Genomic DNA, 22,762 nt, shown 5'->3' on the forward strand with positions numbered 1-22,762 from the left:
GCCCGCGCGGTCGCCGCGGCCGGCCGCTCAATCGAGCGCGGCCTTGACCGCGGCCGGGTCGGCCAGCGACTGCACCGTCTCGATCAGGCGCACGGTGTTGCCGCCGAGGATGGCGCGGACCTGCTCGTCCTTGTAGCCGGCGTCCAGCAGCGCCTGCACCACCTTGGGCAGCGCGGTGATGTCCTCGTAGCCGGCCACGCCACCGCCGCCATCCCAGTCCGCGCCCAGGCCGACGTGCTGCCAGCCGGCCACCTCGATGATGTGCAGCAGGTGGCGCATGTAGTCGTCGAAGCTGGCCTTCTTGATCTTGTACTTGGCGTCCAGGGCGGCGATCTGCGCCATCGCCTGCTTGCGCGCGTCGGCATCGAGCCCGCGCCGACCGCCGAAGGACTGGTAGATCTTGCCCAGCTCGGCGCGGTACTCCGGGGTGGCCCCGGTGTCGATGAGGTAGCCGCCCAGCGAATTGACCTGGATCACGCCGCCGTGCGCGGCCAGCACCTTCAGGCGCTTGTCGTCCAGGTTGCGCGGATGCGGGTACACATCCCAAGCGCCGCTGTGGGACAGGATGATCGGCGCCTTGGACAGGGCGATCATCTGGTCGAACACCTCCGGCGAGGCATGCGAGTGGTCCAGGATGATGCCGAGCTTGTTGGCCTCGACGATCATCTGCCGGCCCTTCTCGGTCAGGCCCTCGCGCGCGGTCACCACGCCCGGCGCGGTGCCGGCCGAATCGGCGAAGTCGTTGTGGCTGCCGTGCACCAGCGAGAGCATGCGCAGGCCGGCCTTGTAGTAGTAGCTCAGCAGCGTGGGATCGTGCGAGAGCGGATAGGCGTTCTCCATGCTGATGTAGACCGACTTCTTGCCCTCGGCCTTGATCCGCGCCGCATCGCCGGCCACGGTGGCCAGCGCGAACTTGTCGGGGTTGGCCGCGACCATCTCGCGGATCTCGCCCAGCCGCTTGAGGCCGAAGTCGCGCGCCTTGAGCTTGCTCATCTCGTCCAGCGGGCCCTGTCCGGTGTAGACCACCCAGAAGCCGCCGTCCAGGCCGCCCTCGACCATGCGCGGGTAGTCGATCTGGCTGCCGTCGCCCTGGAAGGAATGCCGGTCGGTGATCTTCCAGCCCGGCTGGCCGAACAGCGCCGGCGTATCCAGATGCGTATCCAGGTTGATCGCGCTGGCCTGCAGCGCGCGCGCCTTGTCCGAGACCACCACGTCCTTGGCCAGCGCCTGGCCGGGCAGGCCCGCGCACGCCAGCAGCGCGACGACCAGCACCTTGTTCTTCATGACACCCATGACCCACTCCTCGTTATGCGTTCGAACAGGACGACGCCGCGGACCTGCCGCGGCGCCGTGCTCCACTTGATATCTGCCAGGCGCCCGCCCCGGTGGCCGGGGCGGACGTGACAGCGGCTTACCAATCGTAGCTGGCGGTCAGGCGGGCGTAGCGCGGGGTCTGGTAGACCACGTTCTGGCCGTACAGCGGGTTGACCGACCCATCGGGCAGCTGCGAGAACGGATAGACCGTGATCGCCTTCTGCGCGTTGAGCAGGTTGAACACGTTGAGGCTGACGGCCAGCTTGCCGTCGGCGAACACCGGCTTCCAGGTCAGGCCCAGGTCGAACTGGTTGATCCACGGCAGGCGGCCGTGCGAGCCGGGAGGCGAAGGCTCGCCCTTGCCGGTCGCGGGGTTGTAGCAGTAGTGATAGGGGCCACCGGTGACCGCGCTGCCGCCGTAACCGGCCGGATCGGTGCCGGTGTAGTCCGTGCCGTAGTAATTGCCCAGGCAGTGCTTCGGCGCGCCGGAGATCATGCTCAGGTTGCCCGAGACGCCCCATTCGTCGGTCAGCTGGTAGTAGCCGTACAGCTTGATCTGGTGACGGTGATCGTTGGACTGATCGCCGTTGACGTGCTCCATCAGCGCCGCGTGGTCCCAGCTCTGCGTGGTCGAGACGGCCGCCTGGCCCTGGTAGCTGCCCAGGGCGCCGCCGGAGCGGAACAGATCCGAACGCAGCTGGCCTTCGGTGGTGCCGTAGCTATGCGACCACACGTAGTTGAACTTGGTGTACCACTTGCCGTCGAAGGGGCGCTCCAGGTTGAACTCCAGCGCACCGTAGTCGCGCTTCAGCTCGGGGAAACCGGCCGCCTGGCGGGTCACCGTCACCTGGCGCAGGTTGCCGCTGGTGTCGTAGACGTTCCAGACATTGGTCTTGCCCGGGTTGATCAGTTCGGCACCGGCGGTGCGGGTCCAGTCGATCGCGACGCCCTGTGCGGCGGCGGACTGCACCAGTCCGCGGTTGTCGGTATCGAAGTTCTGGTCGTCGATGGCGTCGTTGAGACGACGATAGGTGGCACGCACGCCGTAGACCCAGCCGATGCTCAGCTCCTGGGTGAAGCCCAGGATCGCCTCATCCTGGTTCTCGCCCTTGATGTCCTTGACCACCGCGGCGCTCGGATCCGAGGCGCGGCCGAAGCGCGAGTTGGCCGACACCGCCGGACCCAGCGACCTGGACAGGATCGGCGTGCCGTCGGGGTTGATGCCGCTGTAGGTGAAGTACTCGTTCTTCGACACGTTGGCGGTGAACAGGCCCACGGCCGACAGCGGCAGGCCCAGGTAGTAGCGGCCGACGTTGCCGAAGATCTTCAGGCTCGAATCGCCGTGCACGTCCCAGCTGAAGCCCACGCGCGGGGACCAGGCGTCGACGCTGATGTAGGGCACGTGGCTGATCGGGACGTAGTTGGTGAATTCGTCCTTGCGCAGGCCCAGGCTCAGCAGCAGGTTGTCGGTCACCTGCCACTTGTCTTCCAGGTAGTACGCCTTCTGGTCGGCGTCGTAGGAGTTCAGGCCGGTGGTGGTGTCCTTGGTGACGTAGTAGCCGGAGGCGCCGTAGACCGGGTCGACCAGGCCGGGGCTCGGCGCGCCCTTGCCGCCGGCCTCATTGGCCGACTGGCTGATCAGGCCGCCGGTGTTCAGGCCATAGGGATCGCTGGTGCGGCCGTAGGTCCAGGCATAGCCGGGGCCGGAGGCGTAGGTGCCGATGTTGGTGGCCTTCAGCTTCTGGTTGTCGATGCCGGCGGTGATCGCGTGATCGGCGATGCGCCACTCCACGCTCAGGCGCAGGTTGCGCTTCTCGTACTCGCGGTCCGGCGCGGTGATCGAGGTCTGCTTCTGCGCACCGACGATGGGGGTGCCACCGGTGTAGGCCGGATTCTGCAGCGCCACGCTGTTGATCACCGGGCCGTTGCCCGGATCGTAGTTGTAGTAGCTGATCTCGTCGGGCGTGTTCATCTGGCCGTACAGCGCACTGACGGTGACGTTGTCGCCGAAGTAGCCGGTGTACTTGCCCAGATACAGGCGCGGACCGGCATCGTTGGTGTTTTCCTTGGTGTAGAACGCGCCCTTGGTGCGGTCGAGGTAGTTGTAGCGGTAGACGTCGCCGTTGGTCTTGTACTTGTCGCTGGCGCCGGTGAGTTCCAGCAAGTGGTTGTCGGTGATGTACCAGTTCAACTTGCCGTACAGGCGATTCTGCCGGTACTCGTACTCGGTCAGGCCGCCGACGTTGCCGTTGTCGGCGTCGCGGTTGCTGAGGATGCGGGTGCCATGGGAGTCGACGCGCTCGCCGGCCAGGAAGAAGAACAGCTTGTCCTGGATGATCGGGCCGCCGACGTAGGCGCTGTAGGTCTCCGAGGTCGCCTTGGTCTCGCTGAGCGGCTGGTAGAGGCCATTGGCCGAGCGCGCATAGCGGTAGGCGGTGTTGTTGACCGTCGAGGTCTGGCTGTCCGGACGCCAGTAGATGTCCTTCTGGCTGGCCTTGAAAGCCTCGGGCTCGAACACCGCCGAGGCGCCGAACTTCCACTCGTTGGTGCCGCTCTTGCCGACCTGGTTGATCACGCCGCCGTTGGAGCGGCCGTACTGGGCGCCGTAGCCGCCGGTGAAGATCTCCTGCTGGTCGATCGCGCCGTAGGGCAGCGTCAGGCCGCCGAGGTTGTTGGCGGTCGAGGTGGTGTTGAACCCGTTGAGGTAATACGCGTTCTCCGACGCGGCCGAACCGCCGAAGCTCGGCAGCGAGCCGCCCAGCGGGCCGTTGTCGAAGCCGCCGCTGTTGACCACCACGCCCGGCGCCAGCAGCGCGATGGCCTCGGCGTTGCGGCCCAGCGGCAGCTGCTGCAGCTGCTCGGCGGTGACCACCGTGCGCGTGTCGACGCTGGAGACGTCGATCGGCGACATGCTCATCGCCGAGACCTTGACCGCGCCCAGCGTGGTGGCCGAGCCGCCGCCACCGGCCGACAGGCCGACCTCGGTACCGGCGCCGACCAGGATGCCGACGTTCTCGCGCGTGTCGACCGTCTGGCCGTCGTGCTTGAGGGTGACGGTGTAGCTGCCCAGCGGCAGGTTGCCCAGCGTGTAGCGGCCGCCCTCGACCGGTACTTCGCGCGAGAAGCCACTGCTGCTCTGGACCAGGACCGTATCACCGGCCTCGGCGCCCTGGACGGTACCGAAGATGCGGCCGGTGGTGGACTGGGCGTAGGTGCTGCCTGCGGCCAGCGTCAGGGCGAGCGCCAGGGCGCTGCGGCGGAGGATGCGCTTCATGTTGGTGTGGTTTCCCCGGTGGTTCTGTGGTCGATGCACAGCGCCACCCCCATGCGGCGCTGCGTCATACACAGTGGGAGCTGCATCCCGCAGATGGCGAATGATGCTTCGCCATGACCTTATGCCCACCCCTGTGTGTCAGCCGATGCTATGCGGCGACATGGCGCCACGCCGGGTCTACGGCGGGTAGGGTTCATCCGTCCGGGTAGTCGGGGCCGGGTTGGCCCCGCCAGGCCGTAGCCACGACAATGGGCGCCCGCGTTTCCATCGCTTTCCGATGAAACCGCCCCGCCCCACCAGGATCCCGACCCGATGAACCACGACCGCTCCCACGCCCTGTTCGCCCGCGCCCGCCAGCTGATTCCCGGTGGCGTGAACTCGCCGGTGCGGGCGTTCAAATCGGTCGGTGGCGAGCCGTTCTTCGTCCAGCGCGCCGACGGTCCCTACCTGTACGACGTCGATGGCAACCGCTACATCGATTACGTCGGCTCATGGGGGCCGATGATCGTCGGCCACAACCATCCCCACGTGCGCGAGGCGGTGGCCAGGGCGATCGGCGACGGCCTGTCCTTCGGCGCGCCCTGCCCGGCCGAGGTGACCATGGCCGAGACCATCACCCGCCTGGTGCCGGCCTGCGAGATGGTGCGCATGGTCAACTCCGGCACCGAAGCCACGCTGTCGGCGATCCGCCTGGCGCGCGGCGCGACCGGGCGCGGCCGCATCGTCAAGTTCGAGGGCTGCTACCACGGCCACGGCGACTCGTTCCTGGTCAAGGCCGGCAGCGGCATGCTGACCCTGGGCGTGCCGACGTCGCCGGGCGTGCCGTCCGCCTTGAGCGAACTCACCAGCACGCTGAGCTACAACGACTTCGAGGGCGCGAGCGCGCTGTTCGATGCGTGCGGCGCGGAGATCGCCGCGGTAATCATCGAGCCGGTGGTCGGCAACGCCAACTGCATCCCGCCGCGCCCGGGCTACCTGCAGCACCTGCGCGACCTGTGCACCCGGCACGGCGCGCTGCTGATCTTCGATGAGGTGATGACCGGCTTCCGCGTCGCCCTCGGCGGCGCGCAGGCGCTGTACGGCATCACCCCGGACCTGACCACCTTCGGCAAGATCATCGGCGGCGGCATGCCGGTGGGCGCCTACGGCGGCCGCGCCGACCTGATGCAGCAGATCGCACCGGCCGGGCCCATCTACCAGGCCGGCACGCTCTCCGGCAATCCGGTGGCGATGGCCGCGGGCCTGGCGATGCTGGAACTGATCCAGGCGCCGGGCTTCCACGAGCGGCTGACCGCGGCCACCACGCGCCTGTGCGAAGGCCTGCGCGCGGCCGCGCGCGAGGCCGGCGTGGCGGTGACCACCAACCAGGTCGGCGCGATGTTCGGGCTGTTCTTCACCGATGCCCAGGTGGAAACCTACGCCCAGGCCACGGCCTGCGATGTGGCCGCGTTCAACCGCTTCTTCCAGGCGATGCTCGAACGCGGCGTGTTCCTGGCGCCCTCGGCCTACGAGGCGGGCTTCGTCTCCAGCGCACATGACGATGCGGTCATCCAGGCCACGCTGGAGGCGGCACGGGCGGCGTTCGGGGCGATCTCCGCACGCTGAACGGGCCGGCGTCGAGGCGCGACGCTTGGCAAGCGCATCACATAACTTTAATGTCAGGCACAGGATGTCCAGCGGAAGGGCATGGGCGGGGGCCCACGCGCAGCCAGGTCTGAACGACCGGGCTGTCACACCACGCGGAACGGCCTGGACGAGGCCGCCGCTGCGGAGATCCGTCGTGCCCATCGCCAAACCCGTTGCCCTGGTCGGACGTCGTCCACCCGCCACCCGCGAACCCGGTTCCACCGGGGACTGGGTGCTTCCGGACAAGCTCGAGCCACCGCGCCTGCATCTGGACGCGGTCCGCCGCGACCGCCTGCTGACGCACCTGGATGCGGGCATCGGCGTGCCGTTGACCCTGCTGCTGGCGCCGCCGGGCTTCGGCAAGACCACCCTGCTGGCGCAGTGGCATGCACACCTGCTTGAAGGCGGCGCCGTCGATGCGGCCTGGCTGTCGCTGGACGAGGACGATGCCGAGCCTGGCCGCCTGCTGGCCTACCTGGGCCTGGCGCTGGGCGTCACCGCCGGCGAGGCCGGCGCCACCCCGCTGGGCGGCCTGCACTGGCGCGAGCTGGATCTGGCCGCGCTGCGCACCGCGCTGCTGCGCGCCATCCGCTGCACGCAGCGCCCGCTGGTGCTGGTGCTGGACGATTACGATCGCGCCGCCTGCCCCCGCAACGACGAACTGATCACCCTGCTGGTCGAACACGGCGGCCCGCACCTGCACGTGCTGCTGGCGACCCGGCGCGCGCCGGCGCTGCCGCTGGCGCGGCTGGCCGTGCGCGGCGCGCTGCAGCGCATCGACGCGGCGCAGCTGGCCATGAGCGGTGGCGAGACCCGCGCCCTGCTCGGCGCGCAGGCCAGCGACGAGGACGCCAAGCGCCTGCGCGGCAAGACCGAAGGCTGGCCGGTGGCCGTGCGCCTGGCCGCGGCGTGGCTGGCCGGCGGCCAGGCGCGCGGCGAGGACATCGCGCGCTTCACCGGCCGCTCCGCGGGGCTGGCAGCCTACCTGGCCGAACAGGTGGTCAGCGACCTGGACGAAGAGCTGCGGGACTTCCTGCTCGAGACCTCGGGCCTGGCGCGCTTCAACGCGCCCCTGGCCGATGCGGTGCGCCAGCGTCAGGACAGCGGCCAGCTGCTGGACCGGCTCGGCCATTTCCACGGCCTGCTGGTGCCGCTGGACGACGACCACGCCTGGTTCCGCTACCACCCGCTGTTCGCCGAATTCCTGCACCTGCAGCTCGAGCGCCGCTCGCCGGCGCTGGGGCTGACCCTGCACCGGCGCGCCGCGCTGTGGTGCGCCGCGCACGGCCAGCTGGCCGAAGCGGTGCGTCACGCCCTGGGCGCGCACGAGGTGACGCTGGCGGCCGACTGCATCGCGCGCGCGGGCACCTGGCAGCTGCTGCTCTCCCATGGCGTCGCCGCCACGCGCGCGCTGCTGCGCCAGTTCGATCCGCGCACCGTGCGCGAGACGCCGGCGCTCAATCTCACCCAGGCCTACCTGCACCTGCGCGTGGGCGAGTTCGGCCACGCGCAGACGCTGCTGGAGCGGTTCCGCAGCTTTCCCGACGAAGTGCGCGCGCCGCTGGAACGCGACTACACCGTGGTGGTCGCGCTGCTGCGCGACCTGATGGACCAGATCTGTCCGCAGCCGCGCGGCGTGGCGCAGCTGGCCGCGCAGGCGCAGGCGCTGGACCAGGAAGACCACCTCGGCCGCGGCACCCTGCTGTGCATCTGCGCGACCACCGCGCTGGGCCGCGGCCAGTTCGCCCAGGCCGAGCAGCTGGCGCGCGAGGGCGCGCTGGCCTTCGAACAGGACCACACCCAGATCGCGGTGGGCTACGCCCTGACCCACCTGGGCCAGAGCTATTTCTATCGTGGCGCGCTGGACCAGGCCGAGGCGGTCTATGCCCGCGCCCTGCAGCTGGCGCAGTCGCATCAGGGCAGCGACGCCGTGCTGGTGGCGGCGTGCCGCTGCCTGATCGCCCAGCTGCTGCTCGAACGCGGGCGCCACGACGAGGCCGCCGACCAGCTCGACGGCGCGCTGGACGTGCTGGAAGCCGGCGACGGCTGGGTCGACGTGTACATCGCCGGCTTCGGCACCGCGCTGGCGCTGGCGCGGCAGCGCGATCGCAGTGGCCGTACCGCCTGTGCGCTGCTCGATCGCCTCGATGCGCTGGCGGCGCGCCGCCATCTCACGCGCCTGGCCGATCTTTCGGCGGCCTGGCGCGTGGACGTGCAGCTGGACCTGCCCGCCGACCACGCGCTGGACGCCGCCCTGGCCCGGAGCGGCGGCGAGATGGCCCTGCAGCATGCGCTGAGCAACGCCCATACCTGGCGCCAGGCGCAGGCGCTGGGCCTGGCGCTGGCGCGCTGGCATGCCGAAGCCGGGCGCAGCGGGCGCGCGCTGGCCCTGCTGCAGGCGCTGGACGCCGCCGCCTGCGAGCGCGAGGACGCGCACCATCGCGACCGCGTGCGCGTGCGCATGGCGCTGGTGCGCCAGCAGCGCGGCGAATTGCAGCAGGCCCTGCCCGCGCTGTCGGCGGCGCTGGACCGCATTGCCGCCACGCGCGCCTGGCAGGTCGCGCTGGAGCCAGGCCTGCCGGTCAAGGCCCTGCTGCGCGTGGCGCGCCAGCACGACCCCGAGGCCGTCGCCGGCACCACCCGCGCCCTGACCATCCAGACCCTGCTGGACAAGCTGTCCTGCGAGGACGCGCTGGCAGTGCAGCTGTTCAGCGAGCGCGAGCTGGAAGTCCTGCAGGAGCTGGCCAGCGGCCTGTCCAACAAACAGATCGCCCGACGCCTCTCGCTGTCGGAGAACACGGTGAAGTTCCACCTGAAGAACCTCTACCGCAAGCTGGAGGCCGGCACGCGCGAAGCCGCCCTGGGCAACGCCCTGCAGCGCGGGCTGATCGGCGCGGCCGGCAGCCCGGAGTAACGCGAAGGGCCGGCGCGCGACGCGCCGGCCCTGGCTTCAACGCAATGATCAGACCAGGGTCAGGCTGCCGTCGCGGCGTTCGTCGCGCAGCATCGCGGTCTTGACCTCCAGCGGACCCATCTGCCCGGCCATGACCTTGGCGAAGGCATCCTTGAAGCGCGCCATTTCCTCAGGCGTGCCCACGGTGATGCGCGACCAGGTCGGCCACACCGCCCAGGCGCGGCCGACGAAGACGCCGTAGGTCGCCATGGCCTTCATGAACTCCGGCGCCGGGCGCTTGACGTCGACCATGAAGCAGTTGCTTTCCGACGTCGTGCAGGGATAGCCCTGCGCGGTCAGCCAGGTGGTGACTTCGTCGCGCAGCACGGTGTTGGCGTTGCGCCGCTGCGGCACCAGCTGCGGATCGCGCAGGCTGGCCAGGCCGGCGGCCGCGGCGGTCACCGGCAGCGAGTTGAAGCCGTAATAGGTCAGCTTGGCCAGCAGGTCGGGACGGGCGGCCGCATAGCCCAGGCGGATGCCGGCCATGCCGTAGAGTTTGGAGAAGGTGCGCAGCACCACCACGTCCTCGCCCTTGGCGACCAGATCCACGCCGCTGACCGCGCTGGGCGAGAGGTGGATGTAGGCCTCGTCCAGCACCAGGATGCTGCCCTTGGGCTTGTTGGCCAGCGCGTACTCGATGTCCTTGCGGGTGGTGATCGAGCCGGTGGGATTGTTGGGATTGCAGATGTAGAGCATGCCGGCGCCGGCGTCGGCCGCGCACATGGCCTGGACGTCGTGGCTGTAGTCCTTGCGCAGGGGGATCTTGTGCACCGGCGCCTTGATCGCTTCGGCGACGCCCCAGGCCTGCTCGAAGGTGGGATTGGCGGTGACCAGCGCCGCGCCCGGCGAAGTGAAGGCCATCACCGTGTACTGCAGCGGCGGCGTCGAGCCGGCGTAGGGCACGATGTTTTCCGGCTTGAGGCCGAGCTGGCTGGCCAGTTCGCCGACCAGTTCGGTCTGCAGGTCACCCAGGTAGCGCCCGCCCTGCGGCGCGATGCCGTCGATGGCCTTCAGCGCCGCCGGACTGGGGCCGTAGGGGTTCTCGTTGGCGTTGATGTAGACCGGCGCCAGGCCGGCGGCCGCCGAGGCCGCCGGGTCGATCTTCAGGCGCTTGCGCGACTGATTCTGGGCCAGGGCCAGGCCGGACAGAGACAGCAGGGGCGCGCCGACGCCCGCACCGGCGGCCAGGGCGGAACCACGCAGGAAACCACGACGGGAGAGCGGCTGCTTCATGGGGGAAGTTCCTCGGTCAGGATCAGGGACGGACGGCGACGACTTCGATCTCGATGCGCATGCCCGGGTTGCCCAGGGCCGCGATCTGGAAGGCCGAGCGCGCCGGCAGGTTCATCTGCTTGGCGTCCTTGCCGAAGAACTGGGTGTAGCCCTCCATGAAGCCCTTGAAGTCCATCTTGCCGCCGTTCTCCGGGCCGCCGACCAGGAAGGCCTGCATCTTGACCACGTCCTTCATGCCCAGGCCCATGCCTTCGAGCTGCTGCTTGATCTGGGTGAGCACGCTGATGGTCTGGGTCTTGGTGTCGCCGAAGGCCTCCATCGAGTCCTTGGGCGCGGCCGGATCGGCCACGGCCGGCACCTTGCCGCTGAGGTAGATGGTGGTCTTGCCGGCCGGGATCTCCACGGCCGAGGCGATCGGGAAGTCGCTGCCGGGAATGGCATAGCGCTTGACGTCGGCGGCGTGCGCCGAAAGCGCCAGCGGCGCGGCCAGCAGGAACAGGGACAGGCGGCGGGACAGGGTCATGGTGGCTCCTGGGATCTTCATGGAAAAGGGATGTCAGTCGTCTTGGTCGGCCGCGGCCGTGGGCGCCAGCGAGGCGCGCAGCGCCTTGACGTCGGCCTCGCTCACCGCATCGCTGTACTGGTTGCCGAAATGGGTGCGCACGTAGGTGGTGACCTGCGCGACCTGGCCGTCGCTGAGCATAGGACCGAAGCCCGGCATGGCGCCATGGCCGTTCAAGACCATCATCTCCACGTACGGCGCCGCGCCCAGCTTGGGATTGCCCGCCAGCGCGGGGTACTCACCCGCACCACGCGCGCCCTGCCCGGCCGGCATGTGGCAGCCGGCGCAGATGGTGGCGTACACCTGGGCGCCATCGGCATGCGAGAAGTCGCGCGTCTGCATCAGCCCGGTGGCGTCGGAGGTCTGCGCATGCGCGCCCGGCGCCCACAGGGCCGGCAGCGCCAGCGCGGAAGCGGCCAGCGTCAGCGCGCCGCCGAAGCGGTACCACGTGCGGCGGCTCATGCCTGTCCTCCGGTCGCCATCACCTTGGCGTGCAGGCGGCCGATGACATCGTGCGCGGACAGGACCGCGCCCTCCTGCCACGCCGGGATGTAGGAGATGTGCTCGCCGGCCATGGCGATGCGGCCGTCGATCTGCGTGGCCGCGGCGTAGTGCCTGGCGCGCAGCGCTTCGTCCCACTGGCCGAAGCAGCCGTGGTTGCCGGGCACGCGATGCCAGGCCACCGACACGCCGTTGTCGAACTCGGCCGGGTACTGCGGATGGATCTGGCTGCCGAAGGCGACCGCGCGGCGCACGCGCTCGGCCGGGCTGTGCGAGGTGAAGTCGTACGCGTCCAGGCCCCAGATGTAGGCGCCCAGCAGCACGCCCTTGCCCGCGGCGTGGAAGCCGGTGCTGGGATAGCTGATGTTGGTGATCGGCAGGTTGGTGTAGCTGATGCCGCCGTAGATGTTGTCGTCCTCTTCCCAGAAGCGGCGCTTGAACTGCAGGCCGACCTTGACCGAGGAGGCGTACGGCAGGTTCGTGATCGCCTCGGTCATCGCCGGGCCGACCTTGACCGGGATGCGGCTGAGCACCGAGAAGGGAATCGTGCAGATGCACCAGTCGGCCTTGACCACCTGCTTGCTGCCCGGCGCGCCGGTGTCCTCGTAGGTGACGCTGACGCCGTGGTCGTCCTGGTCGATGTCCACGACCTTGGCGTTGTACTGGATCACGCCGGGCCCCAGCTCGCGCGCGAAGGCCTTGCCGACCATGTCCATGCCGCCGACCGGCTGGAACATCGCGGTCTGCATTTCGATGTTCTTGCCGGCCGCCAGCTGGTTCCACAGGTGGGAGCCCAGCACGTCCTGCAGCGACATCGGCTTGGAGAACTCCGGCTTGCCCGACACGCCGCCGCCGGGGTACTTGGCGAAGCCGCGGCGCATGCTGCTGGTGTCGCTGGTGGTGTAGGCGAAGTTCCTGTCCAGCGCGCCCCAGCTGCGCAGCGATTCGAGCAGCAGCTCCTGGTCCTCCTTGGTGACCAGCTTGTCCAGCGCGCCCTGGCGGGTGACCTTGGCGAGCAGCTCGGAGACATTGCCCTGGTAGTCCGCGTCGATCTCGCGGAAGCGCTGCGGCTTGCCGCCGAAGGCATTGGTGTTGTGCAGGTAGGCGTTGTAGTTGACCTGGACGAAGGACTCCAGCGCCACGCCGAACTGCTTGCAGTAGGCCAGCATCGCGCGGTGATGGTGCGGGATGCGCCACGGGCCGGGATTGATGTACAGGCCCGGGTCGAAGCCGCAGTGCTGGGTTTCGCCGCCCAGCTCGGTGTAGGTGTCGCCGCCGCGCAGGGTCCAGTTGCGACCGCCGGGACGGGCGTTGTACTCGAGGATCTTGACCTTGTAGCCGGCCTTGCGCAGCTCGTAGGCCGCGCTCATGCCGGCCAGGCCCGCGCCCAGGATCAGCACGCTGGCGCCCTTGGGATTGCCCTGCAGCTTGACCGGACCCTTGTAGCCCGAGTCGGCGGCGTAACCAAGACTGGTCATCGCCTGGTACATCATCGTGCCGCCGGCGGCCAGGCCGATGCGGCCCAGCAGCTGTCGGCGGGTCATGCCGTTACGAACACTGTCTTGCATGTCTGACTCGTCTGCGTGGCCGCGGGGGCGGCCTGTTTCGTGGAAGCGCGAGCACGGCCCGCGCAAGGCGCCGCCGCTGCGCACCGGAAGGTGCGCAGCGGCGGCGGTTGGATCAGAAGCGGTAGGTGAGCTTGGCGTAGTAGCGCGCGCCGAAGTAGCCGATCGGGCTGCCGCTGAAGCCGGCGTAGTTGCTGCTGGCGATGTACTGGTTGTTGCCGTTCTGGTAGTTGGCCACGTCGTAGTCCCACACCGCCGACGGGATCTTGTCGGGATACTTGTTGAACACGTTGTCGCCGCCCACGCTCAGCGACCAGCTGTCGTTGGGCTTGAAGCTCAGGTCGAAGCCGGTGGTGGCCATCGTGCCGATCTTGAGCTTGTAGTAGTCGCCGCCGCCCAGGGTGACCACGTCCAGCTGGTCGGCCAGGCTCTCGTAGCCGGCCAGGCTGTTGACCTGGGTCTGCGGGCCATAGATCGACTCGCGCAGGGTGAGGGTGAACTTCTGCCAGTTGAAGGTCGCCGCCAGGTTGACGCGGAACTTCGGGCTGGCGTGCTCGATGTCGTAGATGTTGGCCTCGGTGAACAGCGGGATGCTCTCGAAGCCCGGCACGCGGCCGGCGCGGGTCACCTCGGTCTTGTTGTAGTTGGCGGCCAGCAGCCAGTCGATCGAGCCCCAGGACAGGTCGCTGGTGTAGTTGGTCACCCAGTCCACGCCGGTGGTCTTGGTGTCCAGCACGTTGCTGAGGAAGCTCAGGTTGATGTTGGCGCGCGCGGTCTGGTCGAAGCTGCCGCCCGGCGCGGACGGATCGTTGGCGTTGCTGATGAAGCCGCCGGCGACCAGGGCGTCGCCCAGGATCTGGTTGTAGTTGTCGTCCGGCACGCCGTCGCCGTCGGTGTCGGCCGGATCGGGCAGGTCGGCGTTCCAGCTGCCGGTGGTGCGGCCGGTGCGCGTGGCCGCCGACTGCGCCTGCGAATAGGCGAAGGAGCCCATGTAGGTGCGGTCGGAGATCTTGATCTGGTAGGCGTCCAGGGTCGAGGTCAGGTTGGGCAGCGGCGAGAACACCAGACCCAGCGAGAGGTTCTTGCTGGTCTCCGGCTTCAGGCCGTTGCCGACCGAGGCGCCGGCCAGGGTGGCGGTCGCGCCGGTGGGGCTGACCTGGATGGCGGTGTAGTAGTTCTCGCCCATGTTCGGCGCGCGGAAGCCGGTGCTGGCCGTGCCGCGGATGGCGAAGGTGTCGGAGAAGTCGTAGCGGGTGGTGAACTTGCCGATCGCCTTGCTGCCGAAGTCGCTGTACTTCTCGTAGCGGCCGGCGATGTCGACCAGCCAGGCATCGGCCGGGTACAGGATCACGTCGGCGAACACCGCCTGGCTGTGGCGCGAGTAGTCGCCGGCCGACAGCGGGTTGTAGCCGGGGAAGGACGAGGCGCCGGCGCCGTAGTACGAGGCCGGCTCGCCGGCCTCGATGCCGTACTCGTCGCGGCGGTAGTTCAGGCCGGCGTTCAGGGTCAGCGGGCCGCCGCTCAGGCCGATGTCGAAGTCCTTGGTGACGCTGGCGTTGGTGTCCCACTGGGTGGTGTAGAAGGTGCCGTCGTAGAAGTTCTCCGGCGAACTGCCGGTGTCCTGCCAGAGCGAGAAGTTCATCGAGTTGACGGTGTAGACGTCCATCTCGTTGCGGCCGTACTCGGTCGACACGTCCCACATCCAGCCATCGGCGAAATCGCCCTTCAGGCCGAAGGTCATGTCGTAGTCCTTCTCCTCCGAACGCTCGGACGGATTGAAGCCGTAGGCGTACTTGTGCTTGACCTCGCCGGTCACCGGATCGGTGTAGCCACCGTCCTGCGAGGGACGGCGGTAGTTCTCCTCGGACTGGGCGGTCTTCTTGCCGTAGCTGCCGAAGGCGTAGAACTCCAGGCCGTCGCCGAAGTCGTAGCCGGCGTTGAACATGGCGATCTTGCGATGCACCTCGGGTGGGTTCAGCCATGCGTTGAGGCCGGGGAAGCGCTTGTTGAGCAGCGCGCCCTGGTCGTTGGCCAGGCGGCTGAGCAGGTCGGAGCGGCCGTTGGCGGTCGCGTAGGCGCGACACGCGTCCTGGTTGAGCAGGCAGTTGGCGTAGCTGGGGTTGGAGAAGCGGTAGACCGACTCGCGGTTCTCGGCCTCCACGCTGATGCTGACGAAGCCGTTGTCGCCGCCCAGGCCGATGTTGCCGCCCCACGAATCGGTGCCGCCACCGCCGTCGGAGTACCCCGCGTAGCCGGCGTCGAACTCGCCGCCGGAGGAGTTCTTCTTCAGGATGATGTTGATCACGCCGGCGATGGCGTCCGAGCCGTACAGCGCCGCGGCGCCATCGGTCAGCACTTCGACGTGGTCGATCGCGGACTGCGGGATGAAGGACAGGTCGGTCGCCATCTCGCCGCTGCCGGCCACGCCGAAGTTGGAGGTGACGTGGCGGCGCTTGCCGTTGACCAGCACCAGGGTGTGGTTGGCGGTCAGGCCGCGCATCGAGGCGGTCAGGGTCTGGCTGGCCATGTCGCCACCGACCTGCGAGGCGTTGTACGAGGGGACCTGATTGGCGATGGCGTTCATCAGGTCCGGCGCGGCGGTCTTGGACAGCGCCTCGGCGCTGACCAGCTGGATCGGCGCCGGGCTGTCGGTCACGGCCATGTTGGCCTTGCGCGTGCCGGTGGAGATGACGCTGACGGCGTCCAGGGTCTTGGCCTGGGGTTCGGCCGGGGTCTCGTCGGCGGCCGGGGCCGGTGCGGGCGCAGGCAGGTCCGCGGCGCTGGCCGCCTGGACCGCCAGGCCCAGCAGCATGGCGGAGGACAGGCCGCGCAGGCCCGCGCGGGAGGGGGCCAGGGAGGCGGCGACGGCGACGGCGAGGGAATGGCGGGTGAAGCGACTGCGCATGACCGATACTCCTTGCAAGGCGGGAATAGGTAAAGCGAGGTGGGGGGGGCGCAGGGCGGCGCGACGGCCCCCTTGACCGTGCGGCATGCCGGAAGGCGACGCCCTGCGTTGAAACGAAGCTAACCTCAGCTGTCACCCTGGCCATCCCTCGCGACGGGTGAGTGGCGCCTTGGCGGGTAGGCCAGGACAGGAAATGGGACAACCGTGGCCCACCCACCCGGGGCGGCTATGCTCCGCAGCTCCCCTTCCCTGACCTGTTCATGTCGCCGATGCCGCAATCCCTTTCCCAGGCCGTGCCCGCGACCCGCCCCTCGCGCCAGCCCGGGCTGGTGCTGTTCGACCTGGACGACGTGCTGGCCCGCTACGACCGCCGCCTGCGCCTGTGCGAGCTGGCGCGCCGCAGCGGCACCACGCCGGCGGCGGTGCAGGCGGCGCTGTTCGATTCGGGGCTGGAGCACGAGTCGGACGTCGGCCTGTGGCGGCCGGCCGAGTACGCCGACGAGCTCTCGCGTCGGCTCGGCGCGCGCCTGTCGCTGGAGGACTGCATTGCCGCGCGCGCGGTGGCCACGCCGGCCGATCCGGCGATGGTGGCGCTGGCCGGCGCGGTGGCGCGCCGGGCGGCGGTGGCGATCTTCACCAACAACGGGCCGTTCCTGACCCTGCATCTGGCGCGCATCTGTCCGCCGCTGTTCCCGCTGTTCGAGGGTCGCGTCGTGGGCGCGGGCGATGTCGGCATCGCCAAGCCTTCACCGGAGGCCTACTTGCGCGCGCTCGCCCTGCTGGATGCGACGCCGGCGCAGACGCTGTTCATCGACGACCGCGACGAGAACGTCAGCGGCGCGCGCGCGGCCGGGCTGGACGCGCTGGGCTTCACCAGTGCCGCCACGCTGCGGCGCGCGCTGGCGCTGTACGGTCTGGAAACCGGCGCCTGAAAGAGATCCTGTGAAGCTGTCCGCTCCATGTGGGAGCCGGCTGTACGCTCGCGGAGCCTCGACCTGCTGGGCGTGCGGAGAGCGGGCCTTAGGATGGCCCGCGCTGCGAGTCCGCCCTAGAGGGCGCATCGAGCCGAGGAGCCGCGCCCGGCCGGGTCGAGGCTGCTCCGTAAAATGGAATCTCCGACTCGCGCTGCGCGAAGCGCCCCAAAAGAAAAAGCCGCTGGGACATGCCCAGCGGCTTTCGTGCTTGCGCAAGACGCGGCCAGGGCGGCCGCGCGGGGCTTACTTGGCCTTGGCCGCGTCTGCCTCGGTGGTGATGTGCAGCTTGACCTCGTCGCTGACCATCGGCGCGTAGTTGCCCACGCCGAAGTCCGAACGCTTGACCGTGGCGGTGGCGTCGAAGCCGATCGACTGCACCTTCTTCATCGCATGCTCGCCGACCTTGTTGAGGGTCACGTCCAGCACGACCGGCTTGGTGATGCCCTTGATGGTCAAATCGCCGGTGACCTTGAGCTTGTCCTTGCCGGTCGACTGCACCTTGGTGGACTTGAACGTGGCGGTGGGGAACTTGGCCGCGTCGAAGAAGTCGCTGCCGGCCAGGTGCTCGTTCAACTTCGGCACGAAGCTCTCCAGGCCCGACAGCGGCAGCGTCACCTGGACGCTGGAAGCGGCGACGTTGGCCGGGTCGTAGGTCAGCGAGCCATCGACGTTGCCGAAGTGGGCGCTGGGGTTGGAGAAGCCGAAGTGGTTCCAGGTGGCGATCACGTCGGTATGGCCCGGATCGAGCTTGTAGGTGGTCGGGGCGGCGAAGGCCGGGGCGACCAGGGCCGACAGGGCGGCGGCGAGCAGGAACTTGCGCATGCGGTGAACTCCTTGGGTGATGTGGCGCTAAGGGAACAGCGGTGGCGTTGCCGCCGGGTGAATCGCGAACGGCCGTCGCATCAGGCGATGCGGGCGGCCTCCTCGAACGAAAGCCGCGGCAGGCGCGGGTGCAGCGCGGACGCATCGCCGTAGCCCAGATTGACCAGGAAGCTGGCGCGGACCGGCGTGCCGTCGAAGAAGGCCGCATCGACCTTGCTCGCGTCGAAGCCGGACATCGGGCCGGCATCCAGGCCCAGCGCACGCGCGGCCATGATCAGATAGGCGCCCTGCAGCACTGCGCTGAGCTGGGCCGGTTCGCGGCGCGCTTCCTGCGGGCCGTCGAACCAGGCCTTGGCGTCGACATGCGGGAACAGCTTGGGCAGCTGCTCGTGGAAATCCAGGTCGTAGGCCACGATCGCCGTGACCGGCGCGGCCATGGTCTTGTCGACGTTGCCCGGCGCCAGGGCCGGCTTGAGCTTTTCCTTGGCCTCGGGCGAGCGGACGAACAGGAAGCGCGCCGGGGTGCTGTTGGCGCCCGTCGGGCCCCACTTGAGCAGGTCGTAGAGCGCGTGCAGCGTCTCGTCCGTCACCGGCTTGTCGGTGAAGGCGCTGTAGGTCCGCGCGCTGCGGAACAGCTGGTCGAGCGCGGCGGCATCGAGGGACTGCGACATCGGAACAACTCCGTCAGGGCCATGGGGATGCGCCGAACCAGCGCGACAACCGGCCGCAGTGTAGGGTGCGACCACCCCGGCGGCACCAAGGCCATCCGCAACGGATTGTTTTGGGTTGCGGCACAAATCCCCTCCTGACCCCTTTGTCGGTTTCGTCGAACGTTGCCCATGACGCCAGCGCATCTCTGGACTCTCACCGACGGCCATGCCGGCAACGTGCGTCAGGCCGACGCGCTGGCACGGGCCCTGGGCATGCCCGCCCAGGCCTGGACGCTGCAGCCGCGCGCGCCATGGAAGGCGCTGGCGCCACGCCGGCTCCCGGGCGCGGCGCGGGCGTTCGGACCCGGCTTCGCGCAGGCCCTGGCCACGCCGCCGCGGCTGGCGATCGGCTGCGGGCGCCAGGCCGCGCTGGCCACGCGGCTGCTGCGCGCGCGCGGCGCCCAGGCCGTACAGATCCTGGACCCACGCCTGGCACCGAAGTATTGGGACCTGGTGATCGCGCCGGCGCACGACGGCCTGCGCGCGGCCAACGTGCTGACCCTGCTGGGCAGCCTGCACCCGGTCGATGCGGCCTGGCTGGCGCAGGCGCGCGCGGCGTTCCCTGCCCTGGGCGCGCTGCCCGGCCCGCGCACCGCGCTGCTGATCGGCGGCCCCAGCGCGCATGCACGGCTGGACCTGGACGACCTGGCCACCATCTTCGCCACGCTCGATGCCGCGCTGCACGCGCACGGCGGCACGGTGATGGCCACCGTGTCGCGGCGCACGCCGCCGGCGCTGGTCGAGGCGGTGCGCCGTCGCTACGCCGGCGCGCCGCACCGGGTGTGGACCGGCGCGCAGGACGGGCCCAACCCCTACGCCGGCCTGCTCGCCTTCGCCGACCGCATCGTCTGCACCGCCGACTCGGTCAACATGCTGTCCGAGGCCTGCGCCACCTCTGCGCCGGTATTCGTGCATGCGCCGCAGCGCGTGGCCGGCCGGCCGGCGCGCTTCCTCGCCGCGCTGCAGGCCCGTGGCCGCATCGCGGCACTGGACGAGGAGCTCGCGCCGTTTCCCGTCACCCCGCTGCGCGAGACCGCGCGGATCGCCGCGCTGGTGCGCGAGCGGTTGGGTGTGGGGAATGAGGCTTGAGGTGAGATCCACAGCGCGCAGCAGGAGGATCCAAACGGGCCGGGCCCGCGCCGTGCTTTGCTCGGTGGGTGCCGCCATGGCGGCGACAGGGCTCTCCCGGTAAAGCCCATCGCCGCCATGGCGGCTCCCACAGGAGGACCTGCGTCGCTCAGCAGCCGCTGCGTTCTGCGGCAGCGACTGGGCCGCTTCGCTCAGGCCACGTCTGGCAAGTTGAGGCGCGCGCACTCAACCGGACCGTCGTTCCCGCAAATGCGGGAACCCAGGGACTCTCGCGCGGAGCAGCACAGGCACGGGACTGTCGGACATGCGTCCGCCGAACAGCCCTTCCCGCATGCGCGGGATGACCGAATCCTTGGGCTTTCAGACGTCCTTCCCTGGGGCGAACGCCAAGCCATGGGCCCGACAGGCCGCCGTCACCGCCTGCCGCGCGTGCTCCAGCGCTGGCGTCGGCGCGGTCAGGCGCGGGCGGCGGTCCAGCGTGCACGACAGGCCGGCGGCGAGCAGGGTGGCATGGGCCTCCAGCAGCGCCGCGCGCTCGCCGGCTTCGAGCAGCCCGGCCTCGGCCAGCGCGGCGATCAGGTCGCGCGTGTTGCGTGCGGCGAGCACGGCCGGATGCGCGGCGGCATGTTCGAGCACGCGTGCCTGCAGCAGGAACTCCAGGTCCACCAGCCCGCCGGCGCCCTGCTTGAGATCGAAGCGCCCCGGGCCGCTGCGGTCCAGCTCGGCGCGCATGCGTGCGCGCATGTGGACCACGTCCTGACGCAGCACCGCGGCCTCGCGCGCGCGGCCGAGCGTGTCGGCGCGGATGCGCTCGAAGGCCTGCAGCAGCGCGGCGTCGCCGACGACCGGACGCGCGCGCACCAGCGCCTGATGCTCCCAGGTCCAGGCGCGCTGGCGCTGGTAGTCCGCGTAGCTGGCGCGCGAGGTCACCAGCAGGCCCTTGGCGCCGTCCGGGCGCAGGCGCACGTCCACCGCGTACAGGCGGCCGGCGCCGGTCATGGTTTCCAGCAGGGCGACGACCTTCTGCGCCACGCGGGCGTAGTAGCGCCCCGGCTCCAGCGCGCGCACGCTCCCCGCCTGCGCGGGCTCGGAGAGCGCATCGGCCGGCGCGTCGTAGAGGAACACCAGGTCCAGGTCCGAGCCGAAGCCCATCTCCAACCCGCCCAGGCTGCCGTAGCCGACCAGCCCGAACTGGCCGCCCGGCACCCGGCCGTGGGCCTGTTCGACCGAAGCGCGCGCCATCGCCAGCACCTGCACGCACACCGCATCGGCCAGCCACGCCAGCTGCCGCGCCGAATCGTGCGGCGGCTGACGCGCGTCCAGCGCCGCCAGCGCGATGCGGAAGCTGAAGGCCAGGCGCGTTTCGTTGAGACGGCGCAGCGCCTGCTCCGGGTCGGCGTGCTGGCCCGCGGCGGCGCAGGCGGCCTGCATCGCGGCGCGATCGGGCAAGGGCCCAGCGGCGCGCGCGTCGAGCAGTTCGTCCAGCAGCAGCGGGTACTGGGCCACGCGTTCGGCCAGCCAGGCGCTGCGCGCGACCACGTCGACCAGGCGCGCCAGCGCGCTGGGCACCTCGTCCAGCAGCGCCAGATAGCTGGTGCGGCGCAGGATCGACTGCAGCAGCGCCAGGCAGCGCTGCAGCGCCGCGTCGGGCAGGTCGGAGGCGGCCGCGGCCTGCAGCATGGCCGGCAGCACGCGCTCCAGCCGCGCCCGCGCACTGTCGGACAGGTGCGCCACGCCCGGAGAGGCGAGGAAGTCCTGCAGCCGCGACGCCGACTGCGCGGCATCGGCGAAGCCGGCCTCCTCCAGCGCCTGCGTCGCGTTGGCGCCCTCGAGCATGCGCTGGAACGGCGCCAGCGCCGAGGCGTCCTCGGTATCGGCCGGCGCGGCCATCAGCGGGGCGAAGGCCGCGCCGACCACCGCGCGCTGCGCGGCCAGCGCCGCACGCAGCGCCTCGCTGTCGGCATGGCCCAGCCCGCGCGCGATGCGCAGCGCGTCCTGCGGGTCGTCGGGCAGCACGTGGGTCTGCGCATCGCGCAGCATCTGCAGGCGGTTCTCCAGCACGCGCAGGAAGCGGTAGGCCTGACCCAGCGCGATGCCGGTTTCCGGCGCGAGCAGACGCGCCTCCACCAGGGCCTGCAAGGCCGCGCGCAGGCCGCGCTGGCGCAGGCGCGCATCGCGGCCGCCGTGCACCAGCTGCAGCGCCTGGGCCAGGAACTCGATCTCGCGGATGCCGCCCGGCCCGCGCTTGATGTCGTCGGCCAGTTCGCGGCGCGCGACCTCGGCGGTGATCATCGCCTTCATCGCGCGCAGGCCATCGAGCGCGGTGAAGTCCAGGTAGCGCCGGTACACGAACGGCTGCAGCGTGCGCAGCCAGGCCTCGCCCGCCGCGACATCGCCGGCCACCGCGCGCGCCTTGAGCCAGGCGTAGCGCTCCCAGTCGCGGCCTTCGGTCTGGAAGTAGCGGTCCATCGCCGCGAACGACAGCGCCACCCGCCCGGCGCTGCCGTAGGGCCGCAGGCGCAGGTCGACGCGGTGGCTGAAGCCCTCGGCGGTGGTCTCGTCCAGCAGCCGGGCCAGCCGCTGTCCCAGGCGGGAGAAGTACTCCTCGGCCGCCAGCGCACGCGGCTTCCCCGCCTGCGCGGAGAATGGTTCTGACTCGCCGCCGCCGGCGAAGGCGTAGACCAGGTCGATGTCGGAGGAGAAATTCAGCTCGCCACCGCCGAGCTTGCCCAGGCCGAAGACCACCAGCCGCACCCGCTGGCCCTGGGCATCGCGCACCACGCCGTGGCGCTGGGCGAACTCGTCCTCCAGCGCATCCAGCGCGGCATGCAGGCAGGCCTCGGCCAGCGCCGTGCTGCCGGCCAGGACCTCGTCGACCTCGGCGCCCTCGACCACGTCGCGCCAGACCAGCCGGGTGGATTCGGCCGCGCGGAAGCGCCGCAGCAGCGCCGGCCACTGCGCGGCCGGCGCCTGCCGCAGGTCCGGCGGCGCGAAGGCGGTGGCGGCATCGTCGAGCAGCTCGTCCAGCAGCGCCGGCTGCCGGCACAGCGTGTCGATGGCGAAATCGCTGACCAGCGCCAGCGCTTCGACCGCGGCCCGCGCCTGCGGCTGTTCCAGGGTGGCCTCGAGCTCGGGCGCCGCGGCGATCAGGCGGCGCAGGGACGCGGCGACATGGGCTTGCACATCGATCATGGGCGGCAAGTGTGCATCAGCCCGTGTGGTGCATGGCGCTCA

14 protein-coding genes are annotated in these 22,762 nt (G+C 70.2%); 4 read left to right on the plus strand and 10 right to left on the minus strand.

Annotated features, from left to right (window positions below; genetic code table 11):
* Nucleotides 1–27: 27 nt before the first annotated feature.
* A complete protein-coding gene (locus LAJ50_RS16105) occupies nt 28–1,293 on the minus strand; it encodes a dipeptidase (protein ID WP_224096343.1) in 1,266 nt (421 codons plus the stop codon).
* Nucleotides 1,294–1,411: 118 nt separating this feature from the next.
* On the minus strand, nt 1,412–4,588 hold the full coding sequence (locus LAJ50_RS16110) for a TonB-dependent receptor (RefSeq protein WP_130550112.1): 3,177 nt from the start codon (nt 4,586–4,588) through the stop codon (nt 1,412–1,414).
* A 312-nt stretch (nt 4,589–4,900) separates the two neighbouring features.
* Between LAJ50_RS16110 and hemL the strand changes: the two genes are divergently transcribed.
* Nucleotides 4,901–6,193 carry a glutamate-1-semialdehyde 2,1-aminomutase gene (gene hemL / locus LAJ50_RS16115; RefSeq protein WP_138655376.1) on the plus strand — a complete coding sequence of 431 codons (1,293 nt, stop codon included), beginning with the start codon at nt 4,901–4,903 and terminating at the stop codon, nt 6,191–6,193.
* Nucleotides 6,194–6,374: 181 nt separating this feature from the next.
* On the plus strand, nt 6,375–9,128 hold the full coding sequence (locus LAJ50_RS16120) for a LuxR C-terminal-related transcriptional regulator (RefSeq protein WP_224096607.1): 2,754 nt from the start codon (nt 6,375–6,377) through the stop codon (nt 9,126–9,128).
* A 48-nt stretch (nt 9,129–9,176) separates the two neighbouring features.
* On the opposite strand, the gene LAJ50_RS16125 is transcribed toward LAJ50_RS16120, so the two are convergent.
* The 5 genes from LAJ50_RS16125 to LAJ50_RS16145 all read right to left on the minus strand — a co-directional run bounded on the left by LAJ50_RS16125 (nt 9,177) and on the right by LAJ50_RS16145 (nt 15,933).
* Entirely contained in the window at nt 9,177–10,400 is a 1,224-nt protein-coding gene (locus LAJ50_RS16125; RefSeq protein WP_138655328.1) for a pyridoxal phosphate-dependent aminotransferase, read from the minus strand.
* 22 nt (nt 10,401–10,422) lie between these two features.
* Nucleotides 10,423–10,917 (minus strand): RidA family protein, encoded by a 495-nt coding sequence (locus tag LAJ50_RS16130; protein WP_171044694.1) that lies wholly within the window; start codon nt 10,915–10,917, stop codon nt 10,423–10,425.
* 39 nt (nt 10,918–10,956) lie between these two features.
* Nucleotides 10,957–11,424, minus strand: a complete 468-nt coding sequence (locus tag LAJ50_RS16135) for a cytochrome c (RefSeq protein ID WP_138655330.1) — start codon at nt 11,422–11,424, stop codon at nt 10,957–10,959.
* Entirely contained in the window at nt 11,421–13,007 is a 1,587-nt protein-coding gene (locus LAJ50_RS16140; protein WP_138655340.1) for a flavin monoamine oxidase family protein, read from the minus strand. Before LAJ50_RS16140 ends, LAJ50_RS16135 begins: the two co-directional genes overlap by 4 nt.
* A gap of 136 nt (nt 13,008–13,143) precedes the next feature.
* Complete coding sequence (locus tag LAJ50_RS16145) at nt 13,144–15,933, minus strand: TonB-dependent receptor (protein ID WP_138655332.1); 2,790 nt, start codon at nt 15,931–15,933, stop codon at nt 13,144–13,146.
* Nucleotides 15,934–16,202: 269 nt separating this feature from the next.
* Here LAJ50_RS16145 and LAJ50_RS16150 point away from each other — a divergent pair, with 269 nt between their 5' ends.
* Nucleotides 16,203–16,865, plus strand: coding sequence for an HAD-IA family hydrolase (locus tag LAJ50_RS16150; RefSeq protein ID WP_171044693.1), 663 nt, complete (start codon nt 16,203–16,205; stop codon nt 16,863–16,865).
* A 285-nt stretch (nt 16,866–17,150) separates the two neighbouring features.
* Here the strand turns inward: LAJ50_RS16150 and LAJ50_RS16155 are convergent, their stop codons facing one another.
* Nucleotides 17,151–17,729, minus strand: coding sequence for a YceI family protein (locus LAJ50_RS16155; RefSeq protein ID WP_138655335.1), 579 nt, complete (start codon nt 17,727–17,729; stop codon nt 17,151–17,153).
* 80 nt (nt 17,730–17,809) lie between these two features.
* Complete coding sequence (locus LAJ50_RS16160; protein WP_138655336.1) at nt 17,810–18,400, minus strand: malonic semialdehyde reductase; 591 nt, start codon at nt 18,398–18,400, stop codon at nt 17,810–17,812.
* 168 nt (nt 18,401–18,568) lie between these two features.
* Here LAJ50_RS16160 and LAJ50_RS16165 point away from each other — a divergent pair, with 168 nt between their 5' ends.
* Nucleotides 18,569–19,528, plus strand: coding sequence for a mitochondrial fission ELM1 family protein (locus LAJ50_RS16165; protein ID WP_224096344.1), 960 nt, complete (start codon nt 18,569–18,571; stop codon nt 19,526–19,528).
* Between the two features lie 360 nt (nt 19,529–19,888).
* Here LAJ50_RS16165 and glnE read toward each other — a convergent pair whose 3' ends face one another.
* Entirely contained in the window at nt 19,889–22,720 is a 2,832-nt protein-coding gene (glnE, locus tag LAJ50_RS16170; protein ID WP_138655429.1) for a bifunctional [glutamate--ammonia ligase]-adenylyl-L-tyrosine phosphorylase/[glutamate--ammonia-ligase] adenylyltransferase, read from the minus strand.
* Nucleotides 22,721–22,762 lie beyond the last annotated feature (42 nt).

The organism is Pseudoxanthomonas sp. X-1 (assembly GCF_020042665.1).
Taxonomy (GTDB): domain Bacteria; phylum Pseudomonadota; class Gammaproteobacteria; order Xanthomonadales; family Xanthomonadaceae; genus Pseudoxanthomonas_A; species Pseudoxanthomonas_A spadix_A.

Bases quoted from the DNA above. Each gene is read 5' to 3' on its own strand.
- LAJ50_RS16105 (WP_224096343.1), bottom strand. From the start codon at position 1,293: ATGGGTGTCATGAAGAACAAGGTGCTGGTCGTCGCGCTGCTGGCGTGC.
- LAJ50_RS16110 (WP_130550112.1), bottom strand. From the start codon at position 4,588: ATGAAGCGCATCCTCCGCCGCAGCGCCCTGGCGCTCGCCCTGACGCTG.
- hemL (WP_138655376.1), top strand. From the start codon at position 4,901: ATGAACCACGACCGCTCCCACGCCCTGTTCGCCCGCGCCCGCCAGCTG.
- LAJ50_RS16125 (WP_138655328.1), bottom strand. From the start codon at position 10,400: ATGAAGCAGCCGCTCTCCCGTCGTGGTTTCCTGCGTGGTTCCGCCCTG.
- LAJ50_RS16135 (WP_138655330.1), bottom strand. From the start codon at position 11,424: ATGAGCCGCCGCACGTGGTACCGCTTCGGCGGCGCGCTGACGCTGGCC.
- LAJ50_RS16140 (WP_138655340.1), bottom strand. From the start codon at position 13,007: ATGACCCGCCGACAGCTGCTGGGCCGCATCGGCCTGGCCGCCGGCGGC.
- LAJ50_RS16145 (WP_138655332.1), bottom strand. From the start codon at position 15,933: ATGCGCAGTCGCTTCACCCGCCATTCCCTCGCCGTCGCCGTCGCCGCC.
- LAJ50_RS16150 (WP_171044693.1), top strand. From the start codon at position 16,203: ATGCCGCAATCCCTTTCCCAGGCCGTGCCCGCGACCCGCCCCTCGCGC.
- LAJ50_RS16155 (WP_138655335.1), bottom strand. From the start codon at position 17,729: ATGCGCAAGTTCCTGCTCGCCGCCGCCCTGTCGGCCCTGGTCGCCCCG.
- LAJ50_RS16160 (WP_138655336.1), bottom strand. From the start codon at position 18,400: ATGTCGCAGTCCCTCGATGCCGCCGCGCTCGACCAGCTGTTCCGCAGC.
- LAJ50_RS16165 (WP_224096344.1), top strand. From the start codon at position 18,569: ATGACGCCAGCGCATCTCTGGACTCTCACCGACGGCCATGCCGGCAAC.
- glnE (WP_138655429.1), bottom strand. From the start codon at position 22,720: ATGATCGATGTGCAAGCCCATGTCGCCGCGTCCCTGCGCCGCCTGATC.